The following is a 16,009-nucleotide window of genomic DNA, read 5'->3' as shown; positions in this document are numbered from 1 at the left end:
CCTGCCGTCGCGGTAATCGCCGCGGCGTCGCCCTCCGATCCACCCGTCCCTGCGATTCCCCCGACATCTGAACGAAAGTTGCTGTAATCGTGCGTACCTCACTCACCAAGGCCGCGTTGCTGCTGGCCGGCCTCACCGCCGTCGCGTTCACCGGCGCCTGCGGTGGCACCGGCACCGAATCCGCGAGTGGCAAGACCGTCACCGTGTACTCCGCCGACGGTGTCGGTGGCTGGTACAAGAGCCAGTTCGACGCGTTCACCAAGGAAACCGGCATCGCGGTCAACCTGGTGGAGGCCGGTTCCGGCGAGGTCGTGAACCGCGTCGACAAGGAACAGTCCAACCCGCAGGCCGACGTGGTCGTCACCCTGCCGCCGTTCATCCAGAAGGCCAAGCAGTCGGGCCTGCTGCAGCCGAGCGGCATCGACACCGCCGCCATCCCCGCCGCGGCCAAGGACGCCGACGGCACCTACGTGACGATGGCGAACAACTTCCTGTGCTTCATCGCCAACCCCGCGGTCGACGCCTCGGCCCTGACCTGGGAAGACCTGCTGAAGCCGGAATACAAGGGCAAGCTGCAGTACTCCACCCCCGGCCAGGCCGGTGACGGCACCGCCGTCCTGGTGTTGCTGCAGCAGTTGCGCGGCAAGCAGGGTGCGCTGGATTACCTTGCCGCACTGCAGGCCAACAATGTCGGCCCGTCGTCGTCGACCGGCAAGCTGCAGGCCAAGGTCGACAAGGGCGAGCTGCTCATCGCCAACGGTGACGTGCAGATGAACCTGACCACGGTCAAGGAGAAGGGCTCCAAGTTCAACGTCTTCTTCCCCGCCGCCGACGGCAAGCGTTCCACCGTGGCAGTCCCGTACATGATGGGTCTGGCCAAGGGCGCCCCGCACAAGGACGACGCCACCAAGCTGATGAGCTTTCTGATGGCCCCGGCTGCCCAGGCGAAGCTCGGCCCCGAGGCGTTCGCCGTGTCGCCCCGCACCGATGTGCCCGCCCCGTCCGACGGTGGTCCGGCCGCGGCGATGACCGGAGTCGACGTCGTTTCGGTCGACTGGAACAAGGTGCTGACCGAGCTGGACGCCGATGTCGCGGCGTACCAGAAGGCAACCGGCAGCTGAATGCGGCTGTGACATAAGGGAGTTCGATGATGTCCGACGGTGACCTCCAGATGAAATCCGCCACCTCGGTGGCGGCAACCAACGAACCCGCGATCGTGTTCGACCGGGTCGGGGTCAGTTACGGCCGGGGCCGCAAGGCCGCCGTCGCGCTGGCCGATTTCACCCTGCGCGTCGCCGTCGGCGAGACCGTCGCGCTCCTCGGGCCCAGTGGGTCGGGCAAGTCGACCGCGCTCAAAGCGCTGGCAGGCTTCGTCCGACCCACCACGGGCTCGGTTCGCCTCGCGGGCCGCGACGTCACCGATCTCTCGCCCGCCAAGCGCGGGATCGGTGTCGTCGTGCAGTCCTACGCGCTGTTCCCGCACATGAACGTGCACAGCAATGTGGCGTTCGGCCTGAAATCGCATCGGGTGCCGCGTGCCGAGATCGCCACGCGGGTCACCGAAGCGCTCGACATGGTCGGCATGGGTGGTTACGCGAAGCGGCTGCCGCGTGAACTCTCCGGTGGTCAGCAGCAGCGCGTGGCGATCGCCCGCGCGCTGGCCATCAAGCCCAGCGTGCTGCTGCTCGACGAGCCCCTTGCGGCACTGGATGCGCAATTGCGTCACTCGATGCTCGGTGAACTGCAGGATTTGCGAAAAGCGTTGCCCGACACCGCGATGCTGTACGTCACCCACGATCAGGCCGAAGCTTTGGCCCTTGCCGACCGGATCGCGGTGATGCGCGACTCCCGTCTCGTCGACATCGACACCGCCGAAAACCTGTGGCAGCGACCGCCTTCCGACTTCACCGCAGGGTTCCTCGGTGGTGCGAACCTGGTGCCCTGCACCGTCAACCACGTCACCGGCACCGCAGCCCTGGTCACCGCGGGCACCAGCACACTCCGCGCCCACGCACCGCAACCCGGTGTTGGACTGACGGATTGGGCTCCCGATGACGAAGCCCTGCTGTGTATCCGTCCGCACACGATCACCGTCGGCAAACCCGGCGAGCGGGACGCCTTGCGCGCTACCGTCCGCACCTCGGTGTGGCGCGGCGCGACAACCAGAGTCGAACTGGCCGTCGACGGCCTACCCGGTGTGCTCGCGGCTGACGTGCCGGGGCACTTCACCGTGGAAGTCGGCGCCGTCGTCGGAGTGAAGCTCCCGGACCCGGCAGGGGTGCTCATCCCGCGCACGATCGGCGAGACATCGGCCATGGCAGCCGATTCCGTGCCTTCGGGCGGTGCGGTGTGAAGACAACACTCTCGACCCGGTCCCGAGGTGAACGGCTCCACGGCTCAGGAGTCCGTGTCCCCGATGCGCGCCCCAGTGATGCGCGACGCCGCGATATCGGGTTATGGCACGCCAGTCCGCGGCGGACTGAAGTCGGGGCACGGCGTGCCGATTCCTCTGGCCCGCTCTCCCCGGAAATGGTGCGCAAGTGGGTGATCGGCGAGGAGGCAGCCGATTCCATGGCAACGGCAGGCAGAAACTCCGCCGGTCGGATCATGTGTGAGCGGGGCATCAGCGGGGTGCTGCGATGAGTGCTGTCATTCTCGATCGACCCGATGTGTCGCCGCCGTCGAACGATCGCGCACCGCGTCGGTCGTGGCTACCGATCCTCTGGACGTTGCCGCCCGTCCTGGCGGTGCTCGGCATCGCCGGCTACCCAATTCTGCGGGTGCTGACCGAGTCCACCCAAACCCCGACCGGTCGCGGCACCGAGGTCTGGACGTCGGTGCTCGGATCGGAGTCATTCCGGGAAGCGTTGTGGCGCACCGTCTCCATCGCCGTCTGTGCCACAGCAGGCTGCCTGGTCCTCGGCACGTTCCTGGCGATCGTGCTGGCTTTCGTGCCGTTCCCCGGATCCGGGTTGGTCGGCAGGCTCATCGATACGATCCTGACGCTGCCCTCGTTCCTCATCACCCTCGCCTTCACATTCCTCTACGGGACCGCGGGCGCGGTGAACGCACTGATCGCCGAATTGACCGGTGCCACAACACCGATCATCGACTTCCTCACTACGCCGCTGGGCGTGATCCTGGCCGAGATCACCTACTTCACCCCGTTCGTGGTGCGCCCGGTGCTCGCGGCATTCGCCCAGATGCCGCGCGAACAACTGGATGTGGCAGCAAGTCTCGGCGCTTCACCGTGGCGGGTGCTGCGTCAGGTGGTTCTGCCCGAGGCGTGGCCCGCCCTGGCTGCAGGCGGTTCGCTGGTCCTGCTGCTCACGCTCAACGAATTCGGCATCGTGCTCTTCACCGGCGCGAAGGGCGTCATCACCCTGCCCGCACTGATCTACACCCGCGGCATCGTCACCTTCGACCTCCCCGGCGCCGCCGTGCTGGCCTCGGTACAGGTGCTGCTCTCGCTGAGTCTCTATCTGCTCTACCGGCTCGTGTTCGCCCGCTTCATCGCCCGCCCGAAGGGGGACTGATCGTGCTCGTCTGGACTCCCCGCGGAAAAGCCGTGGTACTGGGCATCTTCGCGCTCGTCGTCACGGTGGTCTTCATCGCCCCGATCGCCACCGTGATCGCCGCCGCCCTGGCAGGCAGCTGGACCGGCCCCCTGCCCTCTGACCTCGGCTTCACCAATATCGGCAACGCCCTCAGCGGCGAACAGGCCGCCAGCCTCTCGGTCAGCCTGCAAACCGCCCTCCTGGCAGGCGCGATCTCCCTCGTCCTCGGCACCTGGGCCGCCCTCGCCTCCCGCGAAGCACCCTCCTGGTTGCGCCGCCTGACCGACGCCGTCTTCCACCTGCCCGTCGCTGTCCCCTCGGTAGCGGTCGGCCTCGGCGTCCTCATCGCCTTCAACGAACGTCCGCTGCTGCTCGGCGGCACCAAGTGGATCGTCATCCTCGCCCACGCCGTCCTCGTCCTGGCCTACGCCTTCAGCGCGGTCTCCGCCGCCCTCGACCGCCTCGACCCCGCCTACCGTCAGGCCGCCGAATCCCTTGGCGCAGGACCGGTTCGAGTCCTCTGCCAGATCACCCTGCCCCTGCTGTTACCCGCCCTCGGCGCCGCCGCAGGCCTCGCAGTCGCCCTCTCCATGGGCGAGCTCGGCGCGACCATCATGGTCTACCCCGCCACCTGGAAGACCCTCCCCGTCAGCATCTTCGCCCAAACTGACCGCGGCGAAGTCTTCGACGCCGCCGCCGGAACCACAGTCCTCGTGGTGGTGACGTTGATCGTGCTGGTAGTCCTCGGCCGCGTACGAGGACGTGCCGCAGTCCGTTGATCCGGCTCGACTGCGGCGGCCCAGAGTTGCGTGCGCGGCGAGTCGGCCACGCTGAGCGCGCACTATTCGCGCGAATGGTGCGATTCTCGACCGAAATTCGAAGTTGTGGGCGCTCAGCGTGGTGTGCTTTACTCGAACGCCCCAGCAGCAACCGCGGTAAGCCCACCGTCAACGCGCAGGTCGTGGCCATTGACGTACGCGGAGTCGGCTGAGCCCAGGAATGCGACAGCGGCCGCCACGTCTTCAGAGGTGCCGACCCGGCCCGCAGGCGGCAAGCTCGCGACGGCACGCCTGGCGTCTTCGGGCATCTCCCGGTGGAAAGCGGGGGTGTCGATGTAGCCGGGGCTCACCGAGTTCACCCGAATTCGCCGTGGCGCCAATTCCGCTGCGAGAGTGCGGGTCAGGTTGTGGACCGCTGCTTTGCTCGCCGAGTACAGGGCTGAGCCGGGGACCCCGAGGTGCAAGCCGAACGAGGCGTTGATGACGATCGAAGCATGATCGGGGAGTAGCGGCAGAGTCTTCTGGATGGTGAAGAACGCGCCCTTGAGATTGCTGCCGATCACCTGGTCGAAGAGCGCCCCGGTGACCTGATCAATCAGCTGGAACGAACCGATACCCGCGTTGGCGAACAGCAAATCGAGATGACCGAAGCGGTCGGCAACCGCCGCGGACAGACTGTCGAGATCATCGAGATCGGTTGCGTCCCCGTCGATCCCGTACGCCTGGCGACCGAGGTCAGCGACAGCCGCATCGAGCCGCATCTTGTCCCGCCCGGTAACCACCACCCGAGCCCCCTCCGCGATCAACCGATGCGCGGCAGCCAACCCCATCCCACTACTCCCGCCGGTGATCAGTGCGGTCTTACCATCGAATCGAGAACTGTTGTGCGTCATGGGTTCAGCGTGGTGGAAGGCCTACCGAGTAGACAGTGCGCAGTTATCAGGGGTGCGCCAACACCAGGATCGCGGTGAGCATCGGCCAGCCGTCAGGCGGATTCGGACAGACGCAGCCGGGGAAGCCGCGCCAGGCGGTCTGCGGTATCGGTATTCGGCTTCGGGTTGTAGAGCACCAGTGACCAATTCGGGTGGTCGGCGACGGTGAGCGTAGTGGCATCGAAGTAGAGATCCCCGACCTCGGGATGCCGCAGCGCATTCACAGCTTGCAGCGGCGCACCGACGTCGTGCCGTTCCCAGAGTTCAGCGAATGCGGGCTCGGAATCAGCGAGTTCGCTTGCCACCCGCTGAAATTCGCTGTCGTGCGGAACGAGCGCCGCATCCGCGCGATAGGCGGCAACCACCCCGGGCGCGGCCTCAACCCACACCTCGGGCAACTCCCGGTAGCGAGGGCTGGTGAAGAACGTGACCAGACAGTTGTGCGGCTCACCGTCCTCGCACCCGAACACCCACCCCGCAATCCCATTGAACGCCAATATATTCCAGTACCGATCCCGCACAACAGCAGGCCCCCGCTCCCACCCATCGATCACCGCCCGAACCTCTGCGGTAACCTCCACCGCCGACCCACCAGCCACCGGCGGATTCAACCCAGCCAACACATAAAGATGACCCCGCTCCGGTCCGCTCAACCGCAACACCCCCGCCACCGCATCGAGCACTTCCCCCGAAACAGTGATATCCCGCCCCTGCTCCAACCACGTGTACCAAGACACCCCAACCCCGGCAAGCATCGCGACTTCTTCGCGTCGTAGGCCGGGTGTTCGCCGTCGGCCCGCCACCGGCAGCCCCGCCTCGCCAGGCCCGATCCGCTCCCGCCGCGAACGCAGGAAATCGCGCAGCGCTTCGCGCCGCCGAGCAGATGCCGCACTGATCATGAAGCCACGGTACAACCGGGCGGGTGGGACGCTGCTCGATCGCGGAGGGCGGTGTATCTCCGTGAGCCCGTTTGCGGGGCGCGACCTACGCCTGAACACCTTGATCATCGGCAAGCGCGGCACCAGCGAGAGCGACTGAGGAACAATCTATCCAGCGTGCGCGCCCTAGACTGACCCAGCAAGATCGGCACCGCACTGTAGGCGGTTGGAGTAGGAGCAGTGGTGATCCAGGCTGTTGTGTTCGATGTTGGCGAGACCCTTGTGGATGAGACTCGGGAGTACGGCACCTGGGCGGACTGGTTGGGCGTACCTCGCCATACCTTCGTCTCCGTGTTCGGCGCTGTGATCGCCCAAGGTCTGGACTACCGAGAGACGTTCCAGGTGTTCAAGCCAGGGTTCGATCTCGATCAACAGCGCCAAGCCCGCGCAGATGCAGGCAAGCCGGAGTGGTTCGGCGAGGAAGACCTCTACCCGGATGTCCGTCCAGCTCTGTCGGCGCTGCGCGAGATGGGTGTCTGGGTGGGCATCGTCGGAAACCAGACCGTCCGCGCGGGCGGCCTGCTGCGCGGTCTCGATCTGCCGACCGATTTCATCGCGACCTCCGATGACTGGGGCGTGGCAAAGCCCGATGTCGCGTTCTTCGACAAGGTTGTCGAGGTCGCCGGATGCCCGGCAGAACAGATCATCTACGTCGGTGACCGCATCGACAACGACATCACCCCGGCCACCAAGGTCGGGATGCGAACCGCCTACATCCAGCGCGGGCCTTGGGGATGGATCCACAAAGACCGGCAGGACGTCAAGGAGCTCTCGGACTGGCGAATCCTCAGCCTGTCCGAACTCCCTGACATTGTGGAGTCTGAGCGCTAGCCAGAGAGCGAGTTGACGGTTGTATGCCAGTCGTACAATCGCTCATCCAACGCCCGCACCTCGGGTAGCGAGTCCCACTTGCGCAGATCCTGCCGAACCACCTTGATCCGATCCAAAGTCGTTGCGTACCAGTGCTCGCCGATTCCGTCCAGCGCATCCTCAAGGAAGCCACACGCTTGCTCGGGCAGCTTCTCCAACACACACGCAGCCGCGGCATCGGCAAGGTAAACCGACCGCTGTTTCACCGACTCCGCGGGAAGGTCGTCGAGGACTTGCCGCAGGGTCGCCAGGGCCTCCCGGCCGTCTCCCGCGGAAATCAAAGTGTTGGCTTTGAAGCCCGCGAGCCGCGTCGGGGAGAACCAATCCAGCCACTGCGGCGACGGCTGTTCCTGCGGATCATGCAGCGCGTAAGACTGTTCGGCGTGCCGGATGAGGCTCAGTGCCTGTCGCGTATTGCCGAACCGCGTCTCGACTTCGGCCTCGACAGCATCGAGCCAGGCCGTCAGTTCGTGGTTTCCGTTGCCCCGCCGCGCGAATGCTCGGGCCGCTCTAACGCGCTCTCTCGCCTCCTCGGCCCTTTTCGCCTCGCCGGAGAATGCGGGAATGAAGGCCATGTGCGCGAGGACGGCGCAGCCGAGTAGTGCGTCTGCTGCTTCGTGGGCTGCCTGTAGCGCGAGGACGAAACTGGTCTGGGCTTCGTCGGGCTGCTGAAGATCGAAGAACTCGAGACGGCCTGCCAGCAGGGCTGATTCAGCGACTGCTCGTGCCAAGGGGACGGTGGCCCGTACGTCGATCTGCGGGATGAGATCGGCCCCCATCCGAGCGTGATACGAAACGGATCGGTGCAGTTGCTTCGCCGGCAGTGACCAGTACATGCCGCGATGGGCAACCGTGATCGCCACGTAGTTCTTCGCGACCGCTGCTGGCAGTTCCGCTCCACCCATCGCGCGTCGGTATCGGCCGGGTTTCTGAATCACATTGGCGCCCAACGCTTCTCTTGAACCTCGACCTTCCGAGCCGTTCGGCCAGGGAGGTGCGAACCCGAGTTCGGTAATCGGGCGTTTGAACAGCGCTTCCAGGGCTGCCGCATGCTCTGGATGCGGCCACGGCGGATCGGTCGACTCCCAACGCCTTACGGTGCGGGCTGCTACCTCGATGCGGAGTCCGATCGCACGTGCGGCGTCGGTCAACGCATCAGCCAACGCCGCCTGAGATCGATATCCCAGCGCCTGACGGGCCGCGCGAAGAGACGCATTCCCATTGTTTGCCATGCAAGCGAGAGTAGTCCGCTATCTGGACATTTGACGAGAGTGCCTTTTGTATATGGCCGCTCAATGTCCTCTTATTTGTCCTTCTTTCGACCTATGCGATGAGTCAATGTTGGTCTGGCAGAGCGAATCAGCTTGCGGTAGCGCGAAGGACGACACGGAGGAACGATGAACGAGCCAGACCCGTCAAGAGGTCAGCCAAATGCGGTCGTCACTGGGTGGCCCACTTCATCGGCGACCAGATGACATCCACCATCGAAACCGATGTCCTCGCCCTTCTCGCGGTCGGTGGACAGCTCACCGCCGACACGATCGCCCGCAATCTGAACCTGCCACCCCGACGCGTGGGGCGCGCCCTGCACTCGTTGCGCCGCAACGGCGACGTATTTCGAAACCGGCGCGCGGCGTGGCAGATCACAGCCGGACAGAATCGCACGGAACGGCAGACCGCGCGATGAGTCACCTCACCCCAGCCACGCCCGCGCCACAGCCATCGCTCACCCAACTCGCCCGAACGCTCGAAGCGATGTGCGAAGCCGGTTGGCTCACGAACGCACCCACTCCACAATCCGTCGATGCAACAGGGACGCGCATCCCCGCGACCGAGTTGCCCGAGGAATGCCGATGACGCAGACCAGGCCACCCGCCGCCTACGCAGAAACTCCCCGCTCACGCTGCGAGTTCTACCGGCACGAGTGCTCACTACCCACCGTGATCGACCCCGACACCGGGCGAATCACCATGAAGGCCGGGTTCGTCGGTGCGGTGATGATGCCCACCGACTTGGCGCAACGGGTCAAAACCGCCCTCGATATGCGTGGTGTTGCGCCGTTGCCGATTATCGGCCACCCCCGAGCCGGAATGTGGACATTCTTGGTGAGGTCCGACATTCGCCCGATCGGTGACGCTGCCGTCGTGGCACGCCTATGGCGTGCGCGGGTAGTGGTGATCCGTGAGGGTGATATCGCGTTGCCGTCACCGGTGCCGGACGCACTGATCGCCCGAACGTGGATCTCCCCGGCAATCAGTAAGTTCCGGCCATCCGGGGCAGTTGTCCTCGAATGCACCCGAGCGTGCTTACCGAGCCAGTTCCCCCGATGAAACCCGGCCGCCGATCGCCCTGTCCCGATGAGCCCGATATTCACCTCACTATCCAATTTGCCAGTGTACGAATGGATTTCGCCGCATGCCTGACTGCCGCACTCGTGTTCGTGCAAGACATGGCCGCACGCCGACCCTGCGCTGTCGCCGTCGATTCCGGCCACTGTGTCGGGCTCCCAAGGCTGCCCAACGAGCGCCTCTACCTGCTGCCCTAGCCGCACAACCGGCTCGCATCCCGACCAATTGAATGGCCTTCGACACACCCGGGTGAGGCCCCGAGACACCTCACCACGGCGCGAGCGAAGGCGGCCCCGGACTCGTTTCCCGGCGATATCGCGATGTCCGGGGCCACCCAAACTTTCCGTTCCGCACCCGCAAAGTGTGGGACCTGAGCGCAGACGCAGCGATCGGCCAACTGTGGCCGACTCGAACCAATCCGGGCGATCAAACCGGTCCGGTGACGAGCATGATCGTGGCGCACAACCCGATCTCGCCGTCCGCACAGGATCTCGCCCCGAACTCCCGACACCGCAGAGAAATCGAAAGGTCGAACCCATGATCCCCATGCCCCTCGCTGAGATCGCCCAAGCCGTCAACGGTCGGCTCGACGCCGTAACCGACGACCAAGTCGCCGTCACCGCACCGACCGTATTCGACTCCCGCCATGTCGAGGACGGTGGACTGTTCGCCGCGCTGGACGGCAACCGCGTCGACGGCCACGACTTCGCCACTGCCGCAATAGAAAAGGGCGCGGTCGCGGTCCTGGCATCCCGTCCGACCGGCACCCCGGCGATCATCGTTGAGGACGTGGTGACCGCGATGAGCGATCTGGCCCACGCCGTAGCTACCCGCTACACCGGCCGAGTTCTCGCGATCACCGGTTCGGCGGGCAAAACCTCCACCAAGGACCTGCTCACCCAGATCCTGTCCCGCCACGGCAGCGTCGTGGCCACCGAACGGTCGTTCAACAACGAGATCGGATTCCCACACACCGTACTGAGAGTCGAGGCCGACACCGACTTCCTCGTGTTGGAGATGGGTGCGCGCGGGCGCGGTCATATCAGCCACCTCGCCGCCATCGCCCGCCCACAGATCGGCGCGGTCCTGGGCATCGGCTCAGCCCACATCGGTGAATTCGGCAGCCGCGAAGCGATCGCGGTCGCCAAACGCGAACTCGTCGAAGCCCTCGACGCCTCCGGTATCGCCGTCCTCAACGCCGATGACCCGCTGGTAGCGGAGATGGCCGAGTACACCCGCGCCCAGGTCCTGCGCTTCGGCACCGGCCCGGATACCGACGTGCGTGCCACCGACATCGCCCTCGACGCCAATGCCCGTGCGCAGTTCACCCTGCGCCACGGTGACCATGCCGTACCGGTCACCCTCGGCGTGGTCGGCGAGCACCACCTGACCAACGCACTCGCCGCAGCCACGCTGGCGTTGAGCGCTGGCGTCGAATTCACCACTGTCGCTGAAGGTCTCGACGGCGCGAGGTTGGCGTCGGGCAGCCGGATGGAGGTCACCGAACGCCCCGACGGGATCATGGTGATCAACGATGCGTTCAACGCCTCGCCGGAGAGCGTCGAAGCCGCTCTGAGGTCGCTTGCCACGATCGCCGCGACTGAACGGCCCACCGTCGCGGTCCTCGGGGAGATGCGGGAACTCGGCGATACCGCACCGACCTTGCACGCAACGATCGGACGTCAGGTCGCTGACCTGGGTATCGGCACCCTGATCACCGTCGGCGGCCACCACGCCGAACTCATGGCCACCGCCGCCCGAGACGCAGGCTCGGCGCAGGTCACCCATGTCGAAACCAAAGACCAAGTGCTGGCAATACTCACCGAAGGTCTGCGCGGTCGCGACGTGGTCCTGATCAAGGGTGCCAACTCCGCTGGTCTGTTCGAAACCGCCGCAGCACTCGCCGCCGGTCATTGACCAGAAGAAGCGAAACACCATGAGAAGCAAAGACATCGTGGCATTGGCACGAGCGGCCTGCGCTCAGGCTCAGGTCGCCGCTGCCCGGATCGACCCAATTCGGTTGCGCGACAACGCTATGCTGCGGACGGATACCGAGACCATCATCCGTGTGCATCAGCGCGGGGAACTGGCGACGGCGGTCCGGGAACTGCGGGCCGCGGACTGGCTGCGTTCCCACCACGTTCGCGCACCCGAACCACTGGTGCCCGACCCGGTTGTGGTCGACGGGCGGCCTGTCACCTTCTGGGAAGACCTCGGATCGGGCGGACCCGCCGAGGCCGCCGAAACCGGGACGATGCTCGCACGGCTACACACACTTCGCGTGCCCAGCCACCTCGGGCTGCCCCGCTTCACCCTGCCCAACTTCACCGACCGCATCGACCAATGTCTCACCGACGACACGGAAAAGGCGTGGCTGCGTGGCTACGCCGAAGCCACCGCGGAACGGTGGCACGCGCTGGAGTGGCCGAGCCCTTGGTGTGTCATCCACGGCGACCCGTCCCCGGCCAACACCATGGCCGCAGCCACCGGAGGACACGTCGTAGACCTGGAACGCTGCTGCATCGGACCCCCACAATGGGACCAAGCCACCGTCGCCTTCCAGTCCGACACCCTCTCGGACCCCACAGCGAGGTGGGAACAGTTCGCCGACGCATACGGCTCCGACATCACCAACTGGGAGGGCTACCCGGTGATCCGCGACGTCCGATCCTTCGAACTGTGTCTGTTCGCACTACGCCACGCTGCGATCTCCGACCACGCACGCCACCAGGCCGACTACCGGCTGGCCTGCCTACGTGGGCACCAGGGCTTGCGGCCGTGGAAGTGGGTTGCGCCCTGAACGAGCGCCGAAGCCTGCGTTGTTAGGGAAATCTGTTGCGGCAGAGAAGTCCTCTCGCGGCGAGGTTGCTGCGGATCTGCTAATAATGCGTGGTCGCCTGGTCGGTCCCCGCTCGCAGGACCGCATCGCCCAGCCTTCGGTGGCTGCCTGTTCGTGGTCAGTCGCGTCCGCCACGATATCGCCGCACACTTCGGCTTCGCCGAAGCTCGTCGGACGGCGATCCAATCGTCTGGCGACCATGTTGGCGCACGAGGTGGCGATGCTCCGCGCCACCGGGGCCAGATCTAGTCGGTCGGCGAGAGGCTATCTTCCGAGAATCTTGTGCAGCACGCCGATCATCGCGATCCCGGTGCCGATTCCGAAGCTCACTTCGGTGAACGTACCAGCAGCCAAACCGCTTGCGCCCGCGGCTGCGAGAATCACGAACCACCGCAGCGGCAGCGGATCGGGACCGGGATCGGGATGCGAACCGGAACGGTTCGTATTGCTGGTTGCCATGTGGCGACGCCCTTCAATTTCGTTGTCCACCAAAGCGGTGCAGGCCATCGGCCGCCCGCTGAAGTCCAGCCTCCTGCCCGCATCGGGTCCTCGTCTACGATGAAGACTCTATCGATATGACAGGGGGTTATCATTTCCGACGATGATGTGCTGGCGATGCTCAGCGTCCCGCCGTTCGGTGGCCGACATGGCACCGGCGGCCAGGTGATCGCCGACGCCGACGGAACCCATCGGGTTGTAGTCACCTACGACGATGTGCCCGGCCCGTGGAAATACACAGCCGAAGGTCGCCTCCTGAACGGCACCCCGATGATCACGGAATTGCTTGTCCAACAGCGTGATCCGTCCAGGCCGACGGCGATCACTCAGACCCTCCTGCGCCGCGTGCAGATCGTGCTGATCTTCGACCGCATCAAACGCGCGCTACATGCCAATTGGTCAGATCGTGTGTCGCAGTTGCTCGGCGACGCCCGGACGCAGATGCCCAAGGCGGGAAGGTCATGGCATGCGGAGCACTTCATCCAGGTGGCATGGGCATATACCGAGGCCGAACAGCATGGACGCTCTCCCCGCAAGGCGATTGCCGACAAATGGAACGTTTCACTCGTCACCGCGAGCCGCTGGTTGAGCGAAGCACGAAAACGCGGCTATCTCGCGCCCTACGCGCCGGGCAGGAATTCGGACACTGAGGGTGATTTGTGGTCGCGACAACGCTTCGCTACGTCGGCTGTCGAATCATCGGTGGTCCGAGCGTTTCTTACCCGCACTGTGAATGACGCGATGAGGGCTTCTCCCGAAACCGCAGTAGCGACGATACTGGACACGCTATTTGCGCTGGGCGGCGATGCGATCTCTCGAAATACCGGGATCGAGCATGGAGATAACGTACTAAGCATCAGGGCGTTCACCAGAGAATTATTCGCCCTCGCGGAACCCGACCAGTCAGACGCGGTCCGCTCAGCTGCCACCGCCCTCATCGACGTGCTGGCGAGCGACGGCCAATCCGAACCACCTTCGTAGCTACATGCCATACCTACGATTCTGGCTGTTCAGGTTCGGGAATAGAAAATATGAGAACGACGAATTCGATATCACGAAACTTTGCGAACTAGCCAGTGGACGACGTTTTCGTTCCGCAAACTGATCCCCACTTAATTTCGATACCCTATTCGCGATTTTGATAGTATTCGTCTATCGGTAAATGCGTGAAAACTAGCCTTCTCTTCAGGCGCCAGGGGTCGTCGGGGTTCTGTTTCTGCAGTTCTTCAAGACCGTCTATCACTGCGCTCCAAGATTCTTTGATCATCTTCGGAGTGGCTGATTCGAGCGCTACCAGTGCGTACAAATGGGTAGATACGTCGCCTGTGCTTGTGCGGATTAAATCTTGTGCGGTCCACATCAGAATAGCTCGCCGATGTTGCAGAGAAAGGCCTTGCAGATCAATCGCTGCATCGTTGGCTATTCCTTCCTCGAGTCCTTCAAAGTCGAATTGTTTTCGAAGTAGCTCGTATGCGCCGACTAGATTCTTTGTGAGCTCGCTAATGTCGGCATGCATAGAGCGTGCAGTATTGGCTAGCGTCGACATGGCAATACGGAGATCATCTTCCAGCCTATTGCTCTTTAGGGAAACTTCGCGAGTATTGGAGTTATTGGAAAGTTGTGTGACCCGCTGGCCATCTCGATGGCTCATCGCGTCGTTTTCAGGCGCTGCTGGATTGGGAAATAATGGCATGTGAGCTAGATCTATTGAGTGTTGATCGGGTGTGTGAATTTCTGGCAGCGGAGCATTGTCGAACTGCGCCAGGTGTCGCCGGGCGAGTTTGCACAAGTGATCCATGCTCATTGCGCCATAACACTCGACGTCCCCCTCTTTGAGGAATTTGAGAATGGCATTCCCGAACATTGTTGAGTACCCGGATCTGTCCAGTTGGGCTGGATTTCTTGCGCTGGCAGCACATAGCAGGACGACGCCCCGTGCGTCGATGTCAATGAGTTCGCTATCTATCTTCTGGATGCTGATCTGCTGGACGTCACTTTGAAAATCCTTGAAGGCGGTTCCAGCAAAACAGGCATCAAGTATGATATATTGCGAACTCTTTGGTGCGCGGGATTTTAGTGCATTTGCGAGGTCTGCAACGCGTAGACTCGTCGCCGCAAGATGCGGTTCATGCGTATCCCGGAGCAGAAGACAGTACATTCGGTCGCGCCCGAAGAATGCGCCGTGTCCAATGTAAATAAGTATGATTGTTACGGTGACTCCACCGGGTGTTTGGAACTTGTTGAATCCTTCTTCCAAAAAGGCGTCTATTTGATCCAACTGGTTTATGGATCCCTCTGGGGAGTCGAATAGCCAAAGTAGATTTTCTGGCCGGATGTTTAATCCGGTTTGGCCAGTCAGATACCCACTTAATTGGTTGGCTGTGTTGCTGAACCCTTGGTTGGACTCGAAGTTTTCCAGTCTGGGCCAGCGGCTGGCTCCGCAGATTATGGCCAGTGTGCGGTGCTCTTCGACGGTTTCCAGTCCGGTCATATCTGCACCTAATCTGCGAAGAACTCGTTGATCAACTGTCCTGTCTGCCGTGCTCCCAGTCGGCCGTTGACGGTAACTTCAATTTCCTTGCCATCTAGGCCGATTCGTCGCATGTGCAACTTTGCATCCGATCGACGAGCCATCCATGTGGCAATGCCGCCAGCGAGCGTGACCATGAAAGGGGCTCCAACAATGGCCACGATCGTTGCCCCGAAGTCTTGGTTCTGCTTATTGGACCTGGTTCGTGTCACGGAAACCTCGGGAAGTTGATCGCGCAGGCTCTCGGTGAGGTCACCCGCCAGCGCGTCTGCCTCGGAGGCGTCGGAATCAGAGAACGAGAAGGTGATCGAGTGATCCGTCATGCAACAAGGTCCTTGTTCGGTTGTACTTGCTGGCGGTCGGGTTGGCTCGACGATCGTAGCGCCCCGCAGTCGATTCGCCGGCATACCCGACCACTCCCGTAGACACCGGCGGTTGTTCGAGAAGTTACGACCCACGCGCCCATCGGATTTCGGTAACAGCAGCTCGAGAAGTTCCCACTGGTTGTCCGTCAGAACCTGATGCTGATCACCGACAGTCTCCGCCACGGCGAACATGATGCCCGACCGGAGGATTGTCGGGCGAGAGCTGGGAACCCGCTTAGCAGACATGACCTAGTGGGTTGATTCCAAAGTTGTTGGACAGTAAACGATCTGATTGAATCGGTACGTGCGAGCTACCCCTCTGGTGTTGCGTGACGGTGACCGAGAGATCCTGC

16 protein-coding genes are annotated in these 16,009 nt (G+C 63.5%); 10 read left to right on the top strand and 6 right to left on the bottom strand.

Annotation, left to right across the window (positions count from 1 at the left end; genetic code table 11):
- The first annotated feature begins 89 nt into the window (after positions 1 to 89).
- The 4 genes from ACFW6D_RS03200 (at position 90) to ACFW6D_RS03185 (ending at position 4,336) form a co-directional block, all read left to right on the top strand.
- Positions 90 to 1,121 (top strand): 2-aminoethylphosphonate ABC transporter substrate-binding protein, encoded by a 1,032-nt coding sequence (locus ACFW6D_RS03200; protein WP_379324272.1) that lies wholly within the window; start codon positions 90 to 92, stop codon positions 1,119 to 1,121.
- A gap of 29 nt (positions 1,122 to 1,150) precedes the next feature.
- Entirely contained in the window at positions 1,151 to 2,353 is a 1,203-nt protein-coding gene (locus ACFW6D_RS03195; RefSeq protein WP_379325013.1) for an ABC transporter ATP-binding protein, read from the top strand.
- Between the two features lie 286 nt (positions 2,354 to 2,639).
- Positions 2,640 to 3,536 (top strand): 2-aminoethylphosphonate ABC transporter permease subunit, encoded by an 897-nt coding sequence (locus ACFW6D_RS03190; RefSeq protein ID WP_379324270.1) that lies wholly within the window; start codon positions 2,640 to 2,642, stop codon positions 3,534 to 3,536.
- Between the two features lie 2 nt (positions 3,537 to 3,538).
- A complete protein-coding gene (locus ACFW6D_RS03185) occupies positions 3,539 to 4,336 on the top strand; it encodes an ABC transporter permease (protein WP_379324268.1) in 798 nt (265 codons plus the stop codon).
- Between the two features lie 128 nt (positions 4,337 to 4,464).
- On the opposite strand, the gene ACFW6D_RS03180 is transcribed toward ACFW6D_RS03185, so the two are convergent.
- Positions 4,465 to 5,229 (bottom strand): SDR family oxidoreductase, encoded by a 765-nt coding sequence (locus ACFW6D_RS03180; protein ID WP_379324266.1) that lies wholly within the window; start codon positions 5,227 to 5,229, stop codon positions 4,465 to 4,467.
- A gap of 92 nt (positions 5,230 to 5,321) precedes the next feature.
- A complete protein-coding gene (locus ACFW6D_RS03175) occupies positions 5,322 to 6,167 on the bottom strand; it encodes a helix-turn-helix transcriptional regulator (RefSeq protein ID WP_379324264.1) in 846 nt (281 codons plus the stop codon).
- Between the two features lie 222 nt (positions 6,168 to 6,389).
- On the opposite strand from ACFW6D_RS03175, the gene ACFW6D_RS03170 reads away from it, so the two are divergent.
- Entirely contained in the window at positions 6,390 to 7,037 is a 648-nt protein-coding gene (locus ACFW6D_RS03170; protein WP_379324262.1) for an HAD family hydrolase, read from the top strand.
- Here the strand turns inward: ACFW6D_RS03170 and ACFW6D_RS03165 are convergent.
- A complete protein-coding gene (locus ACFW6D_RS03165) occupies positions 7,034 to 8,227 on the bottom strand; it encodes an XRE family transcriptional regulator (RefSeq protein WP_379324260.1) in 1,194 nt (397 codons plus the stop codon). The genes ACFW6D_RS03170 and ACFW6D_RS03165 overlap by 4 nt on opposite strands.
- A 320-nt stretch (positions 8,228 to 8,547) precedes the next feature.
- Here ACFW6D_RS03165 and ACFW6D_RS03160 point away from each other — a divergent pair, with 320 nt between their 5' ends.
- The 4 genes from ACFW6D_RS03160 (at position 8,548) to ACFW6D_RS03145 (ending at position 12,224) form a co-directional block, all read left to right on the top strand.
- Positions 8,548 to 8,763, top strand: coding sequence for a helix-turn-helix domain-containing protein (locus tag ACFW6D_RS03160; RefSeq protein ID WP_379324258.1), 216 nt, complete (start codon positions 8,548 to 8,550; stop codon positions 8,761 to 8,763).
- A gap of 166 nt (positions 8,764 to 8,929) precedes the next feature.
- Entirely contained in the window at positions 8,930 to 9,406 is a 477-nt protein-coding gene (locus ACFW6D_RS03155) for a DNA-directed RNA polymerase subunit beta (RefSeq protein ID WP_379324256.1), read from the top strand.
- A 555-nt stretch (positions 9,407 to 9,961) separates the two neighbouring features.
- Positions 9,962 to 11,341 carry a UDP-N-acetylmuramoyl-tripeptide--D-alanyl-D-alanine ligase gene (gene murF, locus ACFW6D_RS03150; RefSeq protein WP_379324254.1) on the top strand — a complete coding sequence of 460 codons (1,380 nt, stop codon included), beginning with the start codon at positions 9,962 to 9,964 and terminating at the stop codon, positions 11,339 to 11,341.
- Positions 11,342 to 11,360: 19 nt separating this feature from the next.
- Positions 11,361 to 12,224, top strand: a complete 864-nt coding sequence (locus tag ACFW6D_RS03145) for a phosphotransferase enzyme family protein (RefSeq protein ID WP_379324252.1) — start codon at positions 11,361 to 11,363, stop codon at positions 12,222 to 12,224.
- Between the two features lie 303 nt (positions 12,225 to 12,527).
- Here the strand turns inward: ACFW6D_RS03145 and ACFW6D_RS03140 are convergent, their stop codons facing one another.
- A complete protein-coding gene (locus tag ACFW6D_RS03140) occupies positions 12,528 to 12,770 on the bottom strand; it encodes a hypothetical protein (RefSeq protein ID WP_379324250.1) in 243 nt (80 codons plus the stop codon).
- A 108-nt stretch (positions 12,771 to 12,878) separates the two neighbouring features.
- On the opposite strand from ACFW6D_RS03140, the gene ACFW6D_RS03135 reads away from it, so the two are divergent.
- Positions 12,879 to 13,742, top strand: coding sequence for a hypothetical protein (locus ACFW6D_RS03135; RefSeq protein ID WP_379324248.1), 864 nt, complete (start codon positions 12,879 to 12,881; stop codon positions 13,740 to 13,742).
- A 145-nt stretch (positions 13,743 to 13,887) separates the two neighbouring features.
- Here the strand turns inward: ACFW6D_RS03135 and ACFW6D_RS03130 are convergent, their stop codons facing one another.
- Complete coding sequence (locus tag ACFW6D_RS03130; protein ID WP_379324246.1) at positions 13,888 to 15,252, bottom strand: hypothetical protein; 1,365 nt, start codon at positions 15,250 to 15,252, stop codon at positions 13,888 to 13,890.
- An 8-nt stretch (positions 15,253 to 15,260) separates the two neighbouring features.
- Positions 15,261 to 15,839, bottom strand: a complete 579-nt coding sequence (locus ACFW6D_RS03125; protein ID WP_379324244.1) for a hypothetical protein — start codon at positions 15,837 to 15,839, stop codon at positions 15,261 to 15,263.
- Positions 15,840 to 16,009: the final 170 nt, after the last annotated feature.

It is taken from the genome of Nocardia sp. NPDC058705, from assembly GCF_042749305.1.
Lineage (GTDB): Bacteria > Actinomycetota > Actinomycetes > Mycobacteriales > Mycobacteriaceae > Nocardia.
Note: the sequence above shows the minus strand (reverse complement) of the source record. Positions and strands in the feature narration are given on the sequence as shown.